Raw genomic sequence first — 17,814 nt, 5'->3', positions numbered from 1 at the left:
TGTAAGTCAATAATTTATGAAGGTGAGCGAGAACTGTTTTCATTGCGGACAAGGGATAGAAAAAGAACGAATTTCTTTTGACGAAAAAATTTTCTGTTGTACCGGCTGCAAATCTGTTTATGAAATTTTAAATACCAATAATCTCAGTAATTTTTACGAGCTAAACAAAAAAGCGGGCATCAGACCTGAAGAAAATTCTTCTCAGTTTGATTACCTCGACACCAAAGAAATTTTTGACAGAGTTACAGATTTTTCTGAAGGTAATACAAGTCTTGTCACATTCAGAATTCCGGTAATCCACTGTTCTTCTTGCATTTGGCTATTAGAAAGCCTTCATACCTTACATAAAGACATTCATTATTCTCAGGTAAACTTCACAAGAAAGACGTTACAGGTTTCTTTTAATCATAACGAATTAAAATTAAGCGAATTAGCTAAATTTTTAACCAATCTTGGATACAAACCAGCAATCAATCTTGAAACAGCCGAAAAAAACGAAGACAATTTAGATAAATCTTTATTGGTAAAACTTGCGATTGCAGGATTTGCTTTCGGTAACGGAATGTTTTTGGCCTTTCCGGAATATATCGGCGGCGAAGATTACTGGATGGAACATTACAAAGGTTTATTCCGAATTTTAATGTTCTTGCTTTCGGTTCCTGTTGTATTTTATTCTGCATCTGATTATTACAAATCTGCTTGGTATGGTTTAAAAAACAAAATTGTCAATATCGACGTTCCTATTGTTTTGGGAATTTTTGTGCTATTCGGAAGAAGTATCTACGAAATCGCCACCGATTACGGTCCGGGATATTTTGATACTTTGTGCGGACTTTTATTCTTCATGCTTTTAGGGAAAATCTTCCAGAAAAGAACGTACAGTTCGCTTTCTTATGACCGAGATTACAAATCATTCTACCCGATTGCAGTAACGAAAGTTGATTTTAATGGAAAGCAGGAAAATATTTTGCTTTCAGAAATTAAAATCGGTGACAGAATTTTAGTAAGAAACCACGAAATCATTCCTGTAGATGCTATTTTGATTAGCGGAAACGGAAATATCGACAATAGTTTTATTACAGGTGAAAGTGAAAGTATTTCTAAAAACCCAGGTGATAAAATCTTTGCCGGAGGAAAACAGATCGGTTCATCTTTGGAGCTTGAAGTCATTAAAAATGTCGACCAAAGTTACCTTACCCAACTCTGGAACAAAGAAGCTTTCAAAAAACACGAGACCGGACTTGATACTTTAATCAACGACATCAGTAAATATTTCACCTTTATTATTTTAGGAATTGCGCTTGTTGCAGGAATTTATTGGTATTTCATTGATTTGGAAACCATGTTCCAGGTTATTTCTGCTATTTTAATTATTGCCTGTCCTTGTGCTTTGGCATTGTCTTCTCCGTTTACTTTCGGTCACATTATGAGAATTTTAGGCCGAAATAAATTTTACGTAAAAGATACTTTAACGATTGAGAAAATTGCAAAAGTCGACACTTTAGTTTTCGATAAAACCGGAACAATTACTCACAGAAAAAAATCAAACATCAGATACGAAGGTTCTGAAATTCAGAAATTTGATTTATTAAATATTAAAAGTTTAGTTAAAAACTCAAATCATCCGCTTTCCAAATCTTTGTATGAAGTTCTGGAAATAAAAGATGACTATTTCCCTGTTGATAATTTTGAAGAAATCTCAGGAAAAGGTTACGAAGCAAGTGTACGAGGAAATATTTATAAAATAGGTTCTGCAAAATACAATAATCAGGAGTCTAAAAATCTTGAAACCGCAGTTTATATCAGCAAAAACAATGAGTTTATCGGTAAATTTATTTTTAAAAATGAGTACCGAGAAAACCTTAGAAATCTTTTCACAAAACTAATCAATTATAAGATTTTCATTCTAAGCGGAGACAATTCTTCTGAAGAAAATCAGCTTAAAGAAATCATCCCGAATTACAGCTCGATGGCGTTTAACCAAAACCCGGAAGACAAATTGAATTACATCAAGGATCTTCAGGATAAAGGTTTAAAAGTGATTATGCTTGGTGACGGTTTAAATGATGCCGGAGCTTTAAAACAAAGTAACGTAGGAATCGCAATTTCTGACGACAGCAACAGCTTTACGCCATCTTCGGACGTCATTATGAATGGAGAAAAAGTATCGCAACTTGATAATTATTTAAACGTTTGTAAAGGTTCGATCACGATTGTAAAACTGACCTTCCTGATTAGCTTTTTATACAATGTTGTTGGTTTAACCTTTGCTGTAACCGGAAATATGAGTCCGCTATTTGCAGCTTTAATTATGCCTGCAAGTTCGATTACTGTCATTTCTTTCACAACGATTTCCACCTGGATTCTTGGGAGAAACTATTTCAAAAAACAGCCTTAAAAGCCCTTATTTAGACTGATTTTAAATTAGCCAAACCTAGTATTTCGTGATAATTGTCATTATTTTTCACTAATTTTGAACCCCGAAAATAGGTTAATTTTGTTGTCAGATGGATATTCTATATTTAATGATCTTATGCAGCGTTTCTTTGGCTGTAGTTTTTCTGGTCGTATTTATAGTTTTCGCCAGAAAAGGGCAGTTTGAAGATGACGAATCTCCAGCTGTGAGAATACTTTTTGACTCCGATGAAATAAAGGAAAAAGAAGACACTGGCAACAACAACGATAAGAAAAAAGGAGATAATAATAAATTTGAAGAAAAAAGTGAATAGTTAATATGGAGACACAAAAGTTTAGTTATGACAACAGTATTGTTCGTGCATTCCTTTACGCGACCATAGTTTTTGGAATTATAGGTTTCGTGTTTGGACTTACGGCAGCATTGATGCTTTTCTATCCTGAGCTTCCTGAGTTTTTGTTTGGAACTGACGATACAACAATCAACAGTCTTGCATCAGGAAACATACAAGGGTTAATTAATACCAACGGTGCGTTAGGGTTTGGTAGAATAAGAATGCTACACACCAACACGGTAATCTTTGCATTCGTATGTAATATCGTTTATGTAGGGGTTTACTACTCTACCCAAAGATTATTAAAAACAAGAATGTACAGCGATACTTTATCGTGGATTCATTTCTGGACATGGCAATTTATGATTGTTGCTACGTTTATCACATTTTTTATGGGGATCAACACTTCAAAAGAATATGCTGAGCACGAGTGGCCAATCGATATATTAATCGCAGTTTCGTGGATCATTTTCGGAGCGAACATGATTTTAACGATTGCAAAAAGAAGAGTAAGACATCTTTACGTAGCTATTTGGTTCTATCTTGGAACTTGGGTTGCTGTAGCGATGCTTCACATATTCAACAACTTAGAAGTACCTTTAACGTTCTCTGGCTGGAAATCTTATTCAGCATATGCAGGAGCAAAAGATGCCATCGTACAATGGTGGTATGGTCACAATGCGGTAGCGTTCGTATTAACGACTCCGGTTTTAGGTTTAATGTATTATTTCTTACCTAAAGCGGCTGACAGACCTGTATTTTCATACAAACTATCAATCATTCACTTTTGGTCATTGATTTTCGTATATATCTGGGCTGGTCCTCACCACCTTCAGTATACAGCTTTACCGGCATGGGCTCAAGCAGTGGGAACTGGTTTCTCAATTATGCTTATCGCACCATCTTGGGGAGGGATGCTGAATGGTCTTCTTACTTTAAGAGGAGCTTGGGATAAGGTAAGAGAAAATCCTATTTTGAAATTCTTCGTCGTTGCAGTTACCTGTTATGGTATGGCAACTTTTGAAGGACCTCTTTTAGCAACAAAAAACATCAATAAAATTGGTCACTTTACAGACTGGGTAATTGGTCACGTACATTTAGGAGCATTAGGATGGAATGGTTTTATGGCATTCGGTGTAATCTATTATTTGGTACCGATCATGTGGAGAACCAAAATGTGGTCTGTAAAATTAGCAAACTGGCATTTCTGGTTGGGTACTTTAGGGATTATTTTCTACGCAGTACCAATGTATATCGCAGGATTTACTCAAGGTTTGATGTGGAAACAATTCAACCCAGACGGAACTTTATTGTGGAAAAACTGGCTTGATACCGTTACTGCAATTATTCCTTACTTTAAAATGAGATTCTTAGGTGGATTATTCTATCTTTCAGGAGGTCTTTTAATGGTAGTGAATGTTTACATGACAATCAAAAAAGGATCTTTCCAAAAAGAAGTTCCTGCAGAAGCACCTGCTTTGGCTAACATCAGCAACAGACGTAAAGAGGGAGAAGGTCTTCACCTTTGGTTAGAAAGAATGCCAATCTTGATGACAGTTTTAGCATTGCTTACAATTTCTGTAGGTAGTATGGTAGAAATTATTCCTACTTTATCATTAAAGAAAAGTGTACCTACAATTTCTGCGGTGAAACCTTATTCACCATTAGAATTAGAAGGTAGAGATCTATATATCCGTGAAGGTTGTAACGCTTGTCACTCACAAATGGTAAGACCATTCAGAGACGAGATTGTAAGATTTAACGGTAAAAACGGACAGTACTCTAAAGCTGGAGAATTTGTTTACGATAGACCTTTCCTTTGGGGATCTAAAAGAACTGGACCAGATTTGCATAGAGAAGGTGGTAAAAACCCAAGTTCTTGGCACTATAAGCATATGTACAACCCAAGACAAACGTCTGCTGGTTCTATTATGCCACGTTACCCTTGGTTGATTTCAAATAATCTTGACCGTTCTCAAATGGTAGACAAAATCAAGTTTATGAAAAACACCTACGATGTACCTTATACAAAGGCTCAGATTGATACTGCAGATAAATGGGCAGACAATCAGGCAGCGAAAATTGTAAAAGATATCTTCGTAGAAGCGGCTGACCTTAAAGAAGCTTATGCTAAAAAACCTCAGGGAGAATTAGAGAAAAAAGAGATTATCGCTCTTATCGCTTATCTTCAGAGATTGGGTACTGATATTAAAACGACAGAAATAAAAACAGCTAGTAACTAATAAAATTAAAAGTTTACTATGATTCCTCAAAACTTTAAAGATATATTATCCAATACTGAAAATGCAGGTTTGTATCAAACATTGGCTCTGATTTTCTTTATGTTGTTTTTCGTTGCTTTGATAATCTATGTTTTTAGCAGGCCTAAAAAATATTACAAAGAAGAAGAGCACGCTCCACTTGGGGATGACGAAGATGATTTTAATTTAAAAAATTAAACTATTTATTATGAGACAAAGAACACCGGTTGTTGTAAACATTTTAATAATAACAGTATTATTAGTAATATTTTATTATTTATTTGTTCAGAGCTACTCGTTTTTAGCTTCACCATATTTCTGGGGAACTGTTGTGATCAGTGCTATTTTAGCATACATTCACAGCGCTATCGGAGATTTGATTGAGAACAATAAATTTAAAAAATTAACGGTTGAAGAAAAGTCTGCTTACTTAGCTGAAAAGAAAATTCCTTTCTTGAGAAGACAGTATGATGCAGCTTTCAAAAAGCAATCAGACACTCACGAAAAAGATATTCTTATTGACCACGGTTTCGATGGAATTATGGAATTAGATAATCAATTACCAAAATGGTGGTTAGGTTTATTCTATTTCGGAACTGTATTCTGTATTGTTTATATCTGTGCTTATGCTTTTACAGATTTTGCGCACCCTATAAGCGAATACGATAAAGAATATAAAGCACAAGAAGCGGCTATTGGACAATACCTTAAAGATCAACCACCAGTAACAATAGAATCAGCAGTTTTCTCTGAAGACAATATTGCAGCAGGTGAAGAAGTTTTCAAAACCAACTGTGTATCTTGTCACTCAGACGGTGGTAAAGGAGGTATCGGTCCTAACTTGACAGATAATTTCTGGCACAACCAACCTGAGAAAACATTATTCAAAAACGTATTCCACGTAGTTGAAAATGGAGTTACAGGAACTGCAATGCAGGCTTGGGGAAAAAATGGAGTTTTAACAGGTACAGACATTCAGAATGTTGCAGCTTACGTTTACTCTATCAACCAGCTAAAAAAACCAATTACTCCTAAAGATGGAGGCGCGCCACCATACGGTGATGAAGCTCATTGGGAAAAACAGTAATTAAAAAAAATAGAAAGTATATGAAAAACATAATTTGTTATTAGATAAAAATAGTAACGAATTATGTTTTTTCGTTTTTTAAAACCTAGTAAAAATGTCAAAAATAGATGAAGACATCGCTCGCGGTGGACAAGGACAGGTCTTAGACCCTGAAACCTATAGAGATTCTATAGGCACAATGGAACAATCCGGTAAAAGAAAGTGGGTTTTTCCTAAAAAACCAAAAGGTAAATACACCAATTACAGAAATCTGGTAAGCTATATTTTGCTGGTTGTGTATTTTGCCGTTCCATTTATAAAAATCAATGGAAACCCTTTCTTTTTGTTTAACGTTATCGATAGAGAATTCTTTATTGCAGGACAGCCTTTTTATCCGCAAGATTTTTTCATCCTTACATTAGGCGCTATTGCATCTCTTATTTTCATTATTATTTTTACGATTGCATTCGGAAGAATTTTCTGCGGGTGGATTTGCCCTCAGACAATTTTTATGGAATCTGTCTTTCGTAAAATAGAATATCTGATTGAAGGAGACCGAAATAAGCAAATGAAGCTTGACAGACAGGAGTGGAATACAGAGAAAATCTGGAAAAGAAGTTTAAAGTGGTCGGTTTACGTTGTTATTTCCTTAATCATTACCCATTTTATGTTTATGTATATTGTGGGATACGAGCAGGTATTTAATATCATTTCTGAAGGACCATTTGCCAATCCTACCAACTTCATCGTAATGATTTTATTTACGGCAGCTTTTTACTTTGTATTCGCATGGTTTAGAGAGCAGGTTTGTACATTGGTTTGTCCGTACGGAAGATTGCAGGGAGTTTTAATTGATAAAGAAACCATCAACGTATTTTACGATTTTAAAAGAGGTGAAAACCGTTCTAAATGGAGAAAAGGTGAAGACCGAAAAGCCGCAGGAAAAGGAGATTGTATCGACTGTTATCAGTGTGTTGTAGTTTGCCCTACCGGAATTGATATCAGAGACGGACAACAGCTAGAATGTGTAAACTGTACTGCTTGTATTGATGCTTGTGACGAAGTAATGGAAAAAGTAGGCTTACCAAAAGGTTTGGTTCGTTACGCATCCGAAAAAGAAATAGAAACCGGAGCTCCGTATAAATTTACCGGAAGAATGAAAGGTTTCGCTGTCGTTTTGGTTTTATTGGTAGGATTCTTAGGATATTTACTTTCAAGCCGTGGCGAGATGGAAGCAAAATTCATTAAACCTGCAGGAAGTACATTCTTTGTAAGAGAAGGAAAAATCATCAATACCTACAACTATACTTTCCTAAATAAAACAAACGACAAAAAGATTGTTACCATTAAAGTAATAGAACCTGCGCATGCAGAAGTGGGTTACAGCGCATCAAGCAAAATTACTGTAGAACGTGACAAGATTTCTAAAGGTACCATCAACATCAGTTTCCCAGAAGCAGAAATGAATTTGTCGAAACAAAACATCACCATCGGCGTTTATGATATGAAAGGAAAGTTGATCGATTCTTATCAGACGTACTTCGAAGGACCTTTTAAATTACAGTTTTAAAATTTTAAATTATGAAAAATTTCACTTGGGGACACGGTATTTTTTTAGCTTTAGCCTCTTTCATTATATTTATTTTATCAATGGTTTTTCTTTTTCCAAACGGACAGAAAAACTCTGAAATGGTTACCGACAAATATTACGAAGAAGAACTTCTTTACCAATCTGTAATTGATGCCAAAAAGCGTGCAGATGAGCTTGCGGAAAAACCAGCTTATTCTCAATCCCCTGAAGGAATTAAACTAACTTTCCCGAAAGATATCAACAATTCAAATACTCTGGTAAGTTTTGTTTTAAACAGATCTGATGATCAGAATTTAGACGTTAAAAAAACGGTAAAACTAGATGTGAGCAATTCTTTTGTTATTCCTTCATCAGTTTTAAAAAACGGAAATTATACCTTAAGACTCCATTGGATTAAAGATAAAATCGACTACAGACTCGATTATGATGTGATATGGAAATAGCATTGATTATATCTGCAATTGGTTTAGGCTTCGCATCCGGTTTTCACTGTATCGGAATGTGCGGTCCCATTGCGTTATCAATGGGTTTGACCAAAAAGCAGGCTACCAATTACTATCTTCAAAATCTAACCTATCAATTTGGAAGAATTGCGACTTACGCTTTTTTAGGTGCGGTTTTGGGAATTGTAGGTCAAGGATTTGAAATGGCGGGTTTTCAGCAATATCTTACAATTGGAGTAGGAGTTTTGCTGATTATCATGGCATTATTTTCATTTGGCGGAAAAGATTTTGCTTCAAAAATTCCTTTTATCTCTAAATTCCTTTTTAAAGTTAAATCAAACCTCGGGAAACTGCTTCAGAGAGCAGATTACCGCTCAAGATTTACCACCGGTATTCTGAACGGATTTTTACCATGCGGAATGGTTTATATGGCTCTTACAGCAAGTCTTGCAAGTGGCGGAATTTGGCAGGGCGCTTCTTTTATGGCATTATTTGGATTAGGAACACTTCCATTTATGTTTACTGTTGTTTTGGTAGGAAATCTGATGAACCAGGCATTTAGAATTAAAGTATTAAAATTCGTTCCTGTTGTAATGATTATCCTTGGTGGATTGTTTATTCTAAGAGGTCTTGAACTTGGGATTCCTTTCATTTCTCCACCATCGGAAGCAATGAAGGTTTCTCCGGAACATGATGTGAATTGTCACAACACAGACCCGAACCATAAACATAATCCGGCAACCTGTCATTAATCAATCCTATTTATGAAGCTTAAAATTAGTTTTCTGTTTATCATTCTGTCTCAATTTTTTATCTCTCAACAGGGAAAAATAATTAATAATCAATCAACAGCTTTCAAACTTTTAGATAAGGAAGATCCTATAGAATTTATTGTTTATGACACTCAATTAAATCATAAAAAACCAGTCTTCCTATGGTGTCAAGGTTCACTTCCCTACCCGATTTATGTCAATTCAAAAGAAGAAGGACTTTGGATCATTGGTGGTGGAATTACCAATTTTGATGTAGAAAATATTGTGAAAAATTACCATTTAGTAATCATTTCAATGCCTAAAACACCTTTAATAGCTGATGAAAAAGATATTAACGAATCTTATTGGTATTACGGAAATTCTAAAAATGAAAATCAACCTACTTTAGACTTTCAAAAAGCAGATTATTTAGAAAACTATGTAAACCGTGCGCAGAAAGTTCTTAAATTTTTAAATAAACAAAAGTGGGTAGACCGTTCAAAATTGATTGTTGCAGGTTCATCACAAGGTTCAAAAGTGGCAACTAAAATCGCCATTGCTAATAAAAATGTTTCTAAACTAGGATTATTTTCAGCAAATCCATTTGGCAGAATTGATCAGAATATCCGAAATTATCGAAAAGATGCAGAGCAAAGAAAAATTACCTGGGAAGCTGCAAATAAAGGAATTGAAGACGAATACCAAATGTTCAGAGATGCATACAATCCGAAAAAGTTAGCACAAAAACCAGAACTCCTTGCTTGGAAATCCTTCTCAGTTCCATTATTTGATGATTGGTTACAATTTAAAAAACCAATTTATTTAGCGTATGGAACTCATGATATTGCAAGTGATTTGAATGACCTAGTTCCAATTTATTTCATCAGAGAAAACAATAATAATCTGACATTCAAAAGATATTTAAATCTTGAACATAATTTCTTTGAAGTAGAAAATGGAAAAGTCAATCATCAAAAACCACATTGGGAAGAAGTGATGAATGATTTTGTGGAGTGGACGCTGAAGTAAAAGTGAAAAATTTTAATGTGAAAAAAAAAATGCTTCTTTAAATCTTAGATTTTCGTTACAATTATTGTTTTGTCCAAAATTTTTAAATGAAATAAAAATTAATAAGAATAGAATCAATTCTTTTTTCATGACACTGGAGTTTGAATATATCTTTTAAATTAGAATCACAAATCCATCCATTTTTTTTCAAAAAAAACCACCTAAATCAGGTGGCTTTCATTATTATTTAATAATAATTAATACCTTCTTACCGGAAGTATAGTAGTTCCCATACTTTTAAGGGTTGATGATAAAATAACTTCAGGAGTAGGAACTCCGAATGTTTGATAAAAAATAGAATATGCCGAGTTTCCGTCAACTTGCGTAGAAGACCATGCACTCGAGCTTATGGAGATATTTCCCTTCTTTAGTTCTTTATAAAGTGTTAACAATTCCTGACTGGAAGGCAGGAACCAATCGGATTGTCCATTCAGAACAAGGTTATCACAAAGTTTCGCAGCACAGTTAGCACCAGAATTTGCACTAACAATAATATTCGTATTTTCAAGACCTTTTCCGAAATCAGAATAAGTACCGGAAATAAATGTCCCCATATTTCCCCATTGTCCTCCTACTCCACCGGAACTGTAATTAAGTGTTGTAGGATGAATTTCCATAAACCTCCATCCATTTACATATTCGCCTTTATCATAACCAACATATCCGCCTCCGGGTCCGAAATAACCTGTTGTTTTAAAACTTGTCTCTGCAGTGTATGTATAAATACCTTCACCTGTTTTTATGAATCCTCTCACATAATAGGTTGTATTGGGTTGTAACGTTCCAGACTTTACCTCAAAGTTTGTAGAACCTTGTGCAATAGTTGTCACAGAAGTATTGTTGATAACCGTAGGATTGGGTGTTGTACCATAAACAAATCCGGGAGTTTCACCTTGTCCATCTTGTTGTACAATATTAGCTCTGAATACTGCCGATGTAGGAAATATTTCTGTTGTTGTACGTAAACTGATTGTTTTCGGAGGTGTCGAAGGAATAGGATTTGGAATATTGATAAATGTAGAATCATCAGAATCACTTCCGCCACATGAATTAAGAATCATTACCATTAAGGTAAAAAATAAAAATTTGTATTTCATCATTAAAAATTTGCGACTAAAATACTTATTTTTTCAACAAAAAAAAGAATTATTTTTCAAGCTGAAAATCAATAATTTACAATTTACCAACAAAGATAAAACCACCGAATTTCGGTGGTTTCATTATATAAAATAAATTCTAAATTCTAATTGATCAATTCAAATCTCGCATATTCAGCGATCTTTTTAGGAAGCTTAATTCCTTCTTCAGTCTGATTATTTTCAAGCAATGCTGCCATAATTCTTGGTAATGCCATTGCAGAACCATTCAACGTATGCACCAATTGAGATTTTCCGTCTGCTTTGTAACGGCATTTCAATCTATTTGCCTGGAAAGTTTCAAAATTAGAAACAGAACTTACTTCAAGCCATTTTTCCTGAGCAGCACTCCAAACTTCAAAATCGTAAGTCATTGCAGAAGCAAAACCTGTGTCACCACCGCAAAGTCTCAACACTCTGTAAGGCAATTCAAGGTCTTCTAAAATTCCCTTGATATGCTCTACCATTTCTTCCAAAACAGCATACGAATTCTCAGGTTTTTCTAATCTTACAATTTCTACTTTTTCAAACTGATGAAGACGGTTCAATCCTCTTACATGAGCTCCATAACTTCCAGCTTCTCTTCTGTAACACTGAGAAAAAGCTGTATTCTTAATTGGAAGATCTTTTTCATCCAACAAAACATCACGATAAAGATTCGTCACCGGAACTTCCGCTGTAGGAATTAAAAACAATGTTTCCGCAGTTGTATTATTAGCAATTTCATACATTTGTCCTTCTTTATCCGGCAACTGCCCCGTTCCGTAACCTGAAGCTTCATTCACAACGTGTGGCGGATTTACTTCAAGATAACCAGCATCAGTATTTTTATCTAAAAAATATTGAACCAAAGCTCTCTGAAGTCTCGCTCCTTTGCCGAAGTACACAGGAAAACCAGCTCCGGCGATTTTTACACCCAATTCAAAATCAATCAGGTTGTATTTTTTTGCCAGTTCCCAGTGAGGAATTGCACCTTCACCTAAACCTTCCACATCATGAGACTGATAAATAATTTCGTTATCATCTGCAGAAACCCCTGCTTTTACCAATTCGTAAGGAACGTTTGGAATCTGATACAAAATTGTAAGCAAAGATTTCTCAACGTTTTCTAGCTGTGTCTGTAATTCTTTACTCGACTCTTTGAACTGTGCTGTTTTAGATTTGGATGCTTCAGCTTCTTCTCTTTTTCCTTCTTTCATTAAAATACCAATTTCTTTGGAAATTTTATTGATCTCGGAAAGTTGCGAATCTAATTCAAACTGAATTCTTTTTCTTTCTTCATCGGTAACGATAGCCTCGTCTACCAACTCAAGATTCTTGAATTGTCTTTTTTGAAGACCTTCTAAAACGCGTTCTTTATTGTCGCGCAAAAAATTAACCTGTAACATAAATGTTTAATGTTTAAAAGTTTAAGGTTTAAGGTTGAGTTACATTGAACTTTGAACCCTGAACTTTGAACCGTTCGTGCAAATTTAAGATTATTTTACGATTGTAGCCACATTTGGCTGATCGGGAACTTTTGTAAATATCAATTGATTATTATAAAGCACTCTCGAAACTTCGAAAACATTTGGGGAGGATCGATAAAATATTTCGAGCTTATCCTGAACTACAGGAGCATTCTGCGTTTCTGATATCTTTTTAGTCAAAGAAACCCGAATTTCCGATTTATAAATTTTACCTCCGTCAGAAGTGTCTTCTACAAACTGCCTTGTTGCTCCTGCAAGATACTCGAGATAATAAGTAGAATCAGCAAGCATTTTTCGGTTATAACTTACATTCACATTATCTTTTTCCGCCAATTGATCAGTAAAAGTAACTCCTGTGTAAGAACCAATTTCTGTAGGTTTCAAAAGGTCATTTCCGGATGAATCTTTAATGTAAAGATTAAAAAGCTGATCAATTTTCTGCAGAGAATCTTCATCACTTCCGCAACTGAGAAGCGTGAGACTGATAAGCGTTAAAACAAGAAATATTTTCTTCATTCCTACAAAGATAAAATATTAATGAAAAATAAGTTTATTGATTTTCAAAATATTTCTGATACCAAAGTTCAAAAGTCACCAATTGCCAGATTTTTACACAGTCGTATTCGTTTTTTTGGTTGTTCCACCATTCATTAATAACTTCTGGTTTGAAAAAATTTCTCTTTTTTAAGCTATTCAGATTTTCAAGAATAAATTCCCTTACTTTTGGTTCGGTTTTAATGAAATGAGCAAATGGAAAAGAAAATCCGCGCTTTGGCATTTTCAAAATTTCCGAAGGAAGATATTTTTCGGCAACTTTTCTTAAAAGCGGTTTATTCTGAACTCCATTATACCGTAATTTTTCAGGCAAAGAAGAAACATAATCGATCAAATCGTTACTCAGATAAGGATAACGAAATTCTACACCATATTTCATTGCACTCAAATCATCTCTGAAAACATGATGTGAAGACAGAGAATACTTCATATCATATTCAAAAAGCCCTTGATAATCTTTAGTTTCTGATAATTTTTTATCTTTTAAATTCGTTTTAACGGTATTAAAAACAGCCTCAGAAAAAACACTTTTAGCTTCAAAAGGCTTCATACCGACCTGACTTTGTCTGAAAAAATCAAGCATATCATCCTGAGAAAAATAATTTTTTACTTTTCTTGAAAAATCATCATTAGTGAAAATAAAATGACGGATAAAATTAAAATTCTTCCTCGAAAGCCATTTATTAAGCTTTAAAGAATGAGAATATCCCGCAAAAAGTTCATCAGCTCCATTTCCGCTTAAAACTACTTTAAAACCTTTATTTTTTGCAAATTCTGCAGCGTTCATCAAAACTTCAAGACTGCTGTAAGGTTCTTCAAAATGTTGAATATTTTCTTTTAATTGATTTAAGATCTCTTCATCGGAAACTTTTTTTACATTATGCTGAATATCAATTTTTTCAGCCATCAAAGCCGCATTTTTCACTTCACTTTCCGAAAACTGATAAGAAATAGTAAATGCATTGATGTCATTTTTGAATGGTTTAGCTTTCGCGGTAATCAGTGTAGAATCTATTCCGCCACTCATCATACTTGTTACGGGAACATCGGCAAAAAGCTGTTCTTTGACGCTCTCGGACAATAATTGATCAACTTTTTCAGCCGCTTCGTCTTCAGTTACATTTACTAATTTTTCAGTCGGGAAATTCCAATAAAACTGTTTTGAAAAGGTAAAATCATTTAAATCTAAAATTAAAAAAGAAGCAGGTTCTAACGAAAAAACATTTTGAAAACATGTTTCGGGTGTTAAAGTAGTCTGAAAAAGGAAATTGGTATAAACTCCATTCCAGTTGATTTCAGGCTTGATGTATTCATTTTTCAGAATAGATTTTATTTCGGAAGCCCAAATCAAAGCATTTTCATTTTTAAAATAAAACAAAGGCTTTAAACCAATCCTGTCTCTTCCAAGAATCAACTTTTGTTTTTCTAAATCGACCAAAGCAATCGCAAACATTCCGTCAAATCTGGGAAACATTTCCGTTCCCCATTCTTCGTATGATTTTAAAATAACTTCTGTATCTGAATTGCTTTTAAATAGATACCCTAAACTTTCAAGTTCTTTTCTGATTTTTTTAAAATTATAAATCTCTCCATTGAAGGTGATCGTAATTTTCTCATCATCTGAAAGCATGGGTTGATGTCCTTTTTCAGACAAATCTACAATTGAAAGTCGGCGAAAACCTAAAGCGATCTTCGAATTTGTTTCATTTAAAACAGGAAAAGTTTCTTTAACTTTTTTTGTAGAATCATTTCCGGAAAAAGATTCTCCTTTCGACCCATCAGAAATCCAGAAACCTTCATCATCCGGACCGCGATGACGGATTGTGCTATTCATCTCTAAAATATTTTCAGAAGAAATTTCGTTCTTAAATGAATAATAACCGCAGATGCCGCACATAAATTGTTGATAGTTTTTAGTTGACAGTTGATAGACTGAAATTCATTGTATTATAATTTGCTGTACATTTTGAACCTTGTCTTTCAAAAATAAGTGAAACGGCTTTGTTTACCTTTATTTTAGTAATTCTTAAAATTCATTGTATATCCTTGCGTTGTTTAATCGCTAAGAAAGACCAAGTTTTTTATAGAAATAATTATTTAGGATAAACAATGGCATTTCATTTATCAAAGAAATACAATTGATTAAATATTAATTTAAAGCATCTTCAAAATGCATAACAGGTTTTAACTTATCTTATTAAATTAATTGGTAAAAATAAGGATTTGGTATTAGATTTTAACCAGGAAAATTTCAATTGCTTTTTTTAGAAAAAGTTTTAATCAATGCATTAATTTCATCTTTAGAAATAATATAATCTTTAATTTTAAAATCTGTAGACTGATAAAATTTCCAAAATAATATCGCTGCAGAAACGACATAAGATAAGGTCGTTACAAAACAGGCGCCCCAAATTCCCCATTTTGGAATGGCAAAAAGCGAAAAAATAACCGTTATCAATAATCCTACAATCGATTTTATATTTAATACTTTCAACTCTTTAATTCCTGAAAAATAATAACCAATCATGTCACTTACTGCAATTGCCAAAATTCCGGGAGCTAATAAAAGCATAATGAGTTTGGTTTCACTAAATTCTTTTCCAAAAATAAATGGGTACACAAAATCCGGAATAATCAGAATTCCCAATACAAAAACAAGCATCAAAGAGAATGAAAGCTTAAGTGAAGATTTAGTTTTAACAATAGATTCTTCCCTACTTTCGCTATTTACGACATCAGAATAGAGAACGACTGCGATACTTCTTGTAATCGTCCATATTGCTTCTGAAAATGTGATTCCGATAGAAAATATCCCGACAACAGCAATTCCTTCAAAGTATTCTAAAAAATAAAAAGAAAGCCTATAATTCAAGAACTGAATAAATGCGCTTAACTGGGTTTTCCAACCGTATTCGAACATATTGATGAATACCGATTTTGAAAATGAAAACTCTGAAAATTTACATTTTTTCAGGATTAGAATAAGACTCGTCAGAAACAGCAATGCTAAGCAGAAAATCTGCGCTAAAAAGTAAACCGAAACATCTTTCAGTTTAACGATATAAATCAGAATTGCGATAAACAAAACATGAACAAGCTGCTGTAAAACAGTATAAATATTGAAAAAGCGAATGTTCTGCGTGCCAATAAACAGACTAATATTGGTCGATAATAATGATGAAAGAACAGAAATACCAATCAAATAATACAAAAATTCATTCTGAATGGCCGCAAAACTGAATATCAAAGGAACCGCAGTTCCTACAATGAGCGACCAAAGATAAGAGTAAACCAAAACCTGCTCTACCTTAAATTTTCTGGCAAAATAAGAGGTGCTGCTTCCCGAAAAAATACTGCTGAAAAAACTAACCAGAGCAACATTGGCAATCACAATTGAGATCGTGCCTTTTCCTTCACTTCCCCACATGTTGGTAGAAAAGATGACCAGACCAAAGCTCAATATCAAAATCAAGAACCTTGAAATAAAAGTCTGAACAACTTTAAGCTGCTTCATGGGTTGTTTTTTGGTAAAGAATTTTTGATAAAGTTAACAAAAGAATTCTTGATGACATTCCAATTGTAATTTTGCATAAACTCTTTTCTGGTATTGGTTGCATGAAGATGATACAGTTGCGGTTCGTTAAGATAGACTTCAATACGATCTGCAATTTTTTTAGAATTTTTCGGATTCACCAAATATCCAAAACTGGAAACATTCATATGTTTTCTTATTCCTTTCAAGCTTGAATAAATAATCGGTTTTCCCGCCCCCATGTAATAGAATAATTTGATAGGCAGCGAATGATGATTTTCAAAATTAAAAGCTCTCAGATCAAAACAAATATCGGCATCAGCAAAAGCTTTTGTAAATTCTTCGAAAGAAGTTGGTTTTCTTATCTCAATATTTTTCACCGAAGATTTGGCAAGAATATCCGAGAAATAAATTTCGTCCGCTTTTTTTCTCGCAGAACCGACAATCAGAATTTTGATATTTAAATGAGGATTTCTTTTATGAAGTTCTTCAACAGCATTGAAAAAATTCCCGATTCCTTTATCTTCTGAAATTGCGCCTGTGTAACAAAGTGTTATTTCATTTGGCTTTAATTCCTTAATGCTTTCAGAAACGAACCGTTCGTGAGGATAATAAGGCAGAATGATTTTATTTTTAAAAGGAAAAAAATAAGCCAATGGAAACTTTTTGGTCTCTTCACCAAAGATAAAATAAGTGCTTAAAAAACCTGCATACAACTGAACCAAGAAAAATTTTATTCCGTGAACCCATTTCATCAAAAAATTGTAATTCTGAAGCATCGACATCGCAGGATACCATTCTGTAATATCATAAACAACACTTACTTTTTTCGTTTTACGAAATTTGTTTGCTGCAAATACGGCAATAGGTTCAGAACAGATAATACAATCCGGCTGAAAAGAACTGCAGACTTTTATAAACTTTTGAATTTTTGTCTGTACAGATTGATTTAAAATATTAAAAGATTCTATCTCAATACCATCAATTCCGCCTTTAAATTCCGCTGTTAAACTACAAATTTTCACTTCAAAACCAGATGTAATCAATTCTTTTGCCTGATGAAAAAAGATTCTGTCATCATCAAAATTATGGGCAGTGGTTAAGAATAGAATTTTTGGCATAGAAGTGCTTATTCAAAAAATTCCTCATCAGTTTCTACGAATCAGAAACCAAGAGGAATTTTCATTATTT

At 33.9% G+C, this 17,814-nt stretch carries 15 protein-coding genes; 9 read left to right on the top strand and 6 right to left on the bottom strand.

What is annotated here, in order from left to right; all coding sequences use genetic code 11:
- Nucleotides 1–22: 22 nt before the first annotated feature.
- The 9 genes from FDY99_RS11710 (at nt 23) to FDY99_RS11670 (ending at nt 9,892) form a co-directional block, all read left to right on the top strand.
- Nucleotides 23–2,398, top strand: a complete 2,376-nt coding sequence (locus FDY99_RS11710; RefSeq protein ID WP_185148751.1) for a heavy metal translocating P-type ATPase — start codon at nt 23–25, stop codon at nt 2,396–2,398.
- A gap of 109 nt (nt 2,399–2,507) precedes the next feature.
- Nucleotides 2,508–2,729, top strand: coding sequence for a cbb3-type cytochrome oxidase assembly protein CcoS (ccoS, locus tag FDY99_RS11705; RefSeq protein ID WP_074230375.1), 222 nt, complete (start codon nt 2,508–2,510; stop codon nt 2,727–2,729).
- Nucleotides 2,730–2,734: 5 nt separating this feature from the next.
- On the top strand, nt 2,735–4,993 hold the full coding sequence (ccoN, locus tag FDY99_RS11700; RefSeq protein ID WP_139421652.1) for a cytochrome-c oxidase, cbb3-type subunit I: 2,259 nt from the start codon (nt 2,735–2,737) through the stop codon (nt 4,991–4,993).
- A gap of 18 nt (nt 4,994–5,011) precedes the next feature.
- On the top strand, nt 5,012–5,209 hold the full coding sequence (locus tag FDY99_RS11695) for a cbb3-type cytochrome oxidase subunit 3 (protein ID WP_066675109.1): 198 nt from the start codon (nt 5,012–5,014) through the stop codon (nt 5,207–5,209).
- 10 nt (nt 5,210–5,219) lie between these two features.
- Entirely contained in the window at nt 5,220–6,098 is an 879-nt protein-coding gene (locus FDY99_RS11690; protein WP_139421649.1) for a cbb3-type cytochrome c oxidase N-terminal domain-containing protein, read from the top strand.
- A gap of 94 nt (nt 6,099–6,192) precedes the next feature.
- The gene (ccoG, locus tag FDY99_RS11685) at nt 6,193–7,647 is read left to right on the top strand and encodes a cytochrome c oxidase accessory protein CcoG (protein ID WP_139421647.1); all 1,455 of its coding nucleotides are present in this window, start codon (nt 6,193–6,195) and stop codon (nt 7,645–7,647) included.
- Nucleotides 7,648–7,658: 11 nt separating this feature from the next.
- Nucleotides 7,659–8,111 (top strand): FixH family protein, encoded by a 453-nt coding sequence (locus FDY99_RS11680; RefSeq protein ID WP_139421645.1) that lies wholly within the window; start codon nt 7,659–7,661, stop codon nt 8,109–8,111.
- Nucleotides 8,102–8,863, top strand: a complete 762-nt coding sequence (locus FDY99_RS11675) for a sulfite exporter TauE/SafE family protein (RefSeq protein WP_139421642.1) — start codon at nt 8,102–8,104, stop codon at nt 8,861–8,863. The genes FDY99_RS11680 and FDY99_RS11675 overlap by 10 nt, the downstream gene beginning before the upstream one ends.
- 12 nt (nt 8,864–8,875) lie before the next feature.
- A complete protein-coding gene (locus FDY99_RS11670; RefSeq protein ID WP_139421640.1) occupies nt 8,876–9,892 on the top strand; it encodes an alpha/beta hydrolase fold domain-containing protein in 1,017 nt (338 codons plus the stop codon).
- A gap of 236 nt (nt 9,893–10,128) precedes the next feature.
- Here FDY99_RS11670 and FDY99_RS11665 read toward each other — a convergent pair whose 3' ends face one another.
- From FDY99_RS11665 to FDY99_RS11640, 6 genes are all read right to left on the bottom strand, one after another.
- The gene (locus FDY99_RS11665; RefSeq protein ID WP_139421638.1) at nt 10,129–11,028 is read right to left on the bottom strand and encodes a hypothetical protein; all 900 of its coding nucleotides are present in this window, start codon (nt 11,026–11,028) and stop codon (nt 10,129–10,131) included.
- A gap of 146 nt (nt 11,029–11,174) precedes the next feature.
- Entirely contained in the window at nt 11,175–12,455 is a 1,281-nt protein-coding gene (serS, locus tag FDY99_RS11660; protein ID WP_102981237.1) for a serine--tRNA ligase, read from the bottom strand.
- A 90-nt stretch (nt 12,456–12,545) separates the two neighbouring features.
- Entirely contained in the window at nt 12,546–13,052 is a 507-nt protein-coding gene (locus FDY99_RS11655) for a hypothetical protein (RefSeq protein WP_139421636.1), read from the bottom strand.
- 34 nt (nt 13,053–13,086) lie between these two features.
- Nucleotides 13,087–14,988, bottom strand: a complete 1,902-nt coding sequence (gene asnB, locus FDY99_RS11650) for an asparagine synthase (glutamine-hydrolyzing) (protein ID WP_139421634.1) — start codon at nt 14,986–14,988, stop codon at nt 13,087–13,089.
- A gap of 354 nt (nt 14,989–15,342) precedes the next feature.
- Nucleotides 15,343–16,605, bottom strand: a complete 1,263-nt coding sequence (locus tag FDY99_RS11645; RefSeq protein WP_139421632.1) for an oligosaccharide flippase family protein — start codon at nt 16,603–16,605, stop codon at nt 15,343–15,345.
- Entirely contained in the window at nt 16,602–17,744 is a 1,143-nt protein-coding gene (locus tag FDY99_RS11640) for a glycosyltransferase (protein WP_139421630.1), read from the bottom strand. The genes FDY99_RS11645 and FDY99_RS11640 overlap by 4 nt, the downstream gene beginning before the upstream one ends.
- Nucleotides 17,745–17,814 lie beyond the last annotated feature (70 nt).

This window comes from Chryseobacterium mulctrae, assembly GCF_006175945.1.
Classification (GTDB): Bacteria; Bacteroidota; Bacteroidia; order Flavobacteriales; family Weeksellaceae; genus Chryseobacterium; species Chryseobacterium mulctrae.
The sequence above is the reverse complement of the archived record's forward strand: the minus strand, read 5'-3'. Positions and strand labels throughout refer to the sequence as shown.

Coding starts and splice junctions, on each gene's coding strand:
- ccoS (WP_074230375.1), top strand. CDS start 2,508: ATGGATATTCTATATTTAATGATCTTATGCAGCGTTTCTTTGGCTGTA.
- ccoN (WP_139421652.1), top strand. CDS start 2,735: ATGGAGACACAAAAGTTTAGTTATGACAACAGTATTGTTCGTGCATTC.
- FDY99_RS11695 (WP_066675109.1), top strand. CDS start 5,012: ATGATTCCTCAAAACTTTAAAGATATATTATCCAATACTGAAAATGCA.
- FDY99_RS11690 (WP_139421649.1), top strand. CDS start 5,220: ATGAGACAAAGAACACCGGTTGTTGTAAACATTTTAATAATAACAGTA.
- ccoG (WP_139421647.1), top strand. CDS start 6,193: ATGTCAAAAATAGATGAAGACATCGCTCGCGGTGGACAAGGACAGGTC.
- FDY99_RS11680 (WP_139421645.1), top strand. CDS start 7,659: ATGAAAAATTTCACTTGGGGACACGGTATTTTTTTAGCTTTAGCCTCT.
- FDY99_RS11675 (WP_139421642.1), top strand. CDS start 8,102: ATGGAAATAGCATTGATTATATCTGCAATTGGTTTAGGCTTCGCATCC.
- FDY99_RS11670 (WP_139421640.1), top strand. CDS start 8,876: ATGAAGCTTAAAATTAGTTTTCTGTTTATCATTCTGTCTCAATTTTTT.
- FDY99_RS11665 (WP_139421638.1), bottom strand. CDS start 11,028: ATGAAATACAAATTTTTATTTTTTACCTTAATGGTAATGATTCTTAAT.
- serS (WP_102981237.1), bottom strand. CDS start 12,455: ATGTTACAGGTTAATTTTTTGCGCGACAATAAAGAACGCGTTTTAGAA.
- FDY99_RS11655 (WP_139421636.1), bottom strand. CDS start 13,052: ATGAAGAAAATATTTCTTGTTTTAACGCTTATCAGTCTCACGCTTCTC.
- asnB (WP_139421634.1), bottom strand. CDS start 14,988: ATGTGCGGCATCTGCGGTTATTATTCATTTAAGAACGAAATTTCTTCT.
- FDY99_RS11645 (WP_139421632.1), bottom strand. CDS start 16,605: ATGAAGCAGCTTAAAGTTGTTCAGACTTTTATTTCAAGGTTCTTGATT.
- FDY99_RS11640 (WP_139421630.1), bottom strand. CDS start 17,744: ATGCCAAAAATTCTATTCTTAACCACTGCCCATAATTTTGATGATGAC.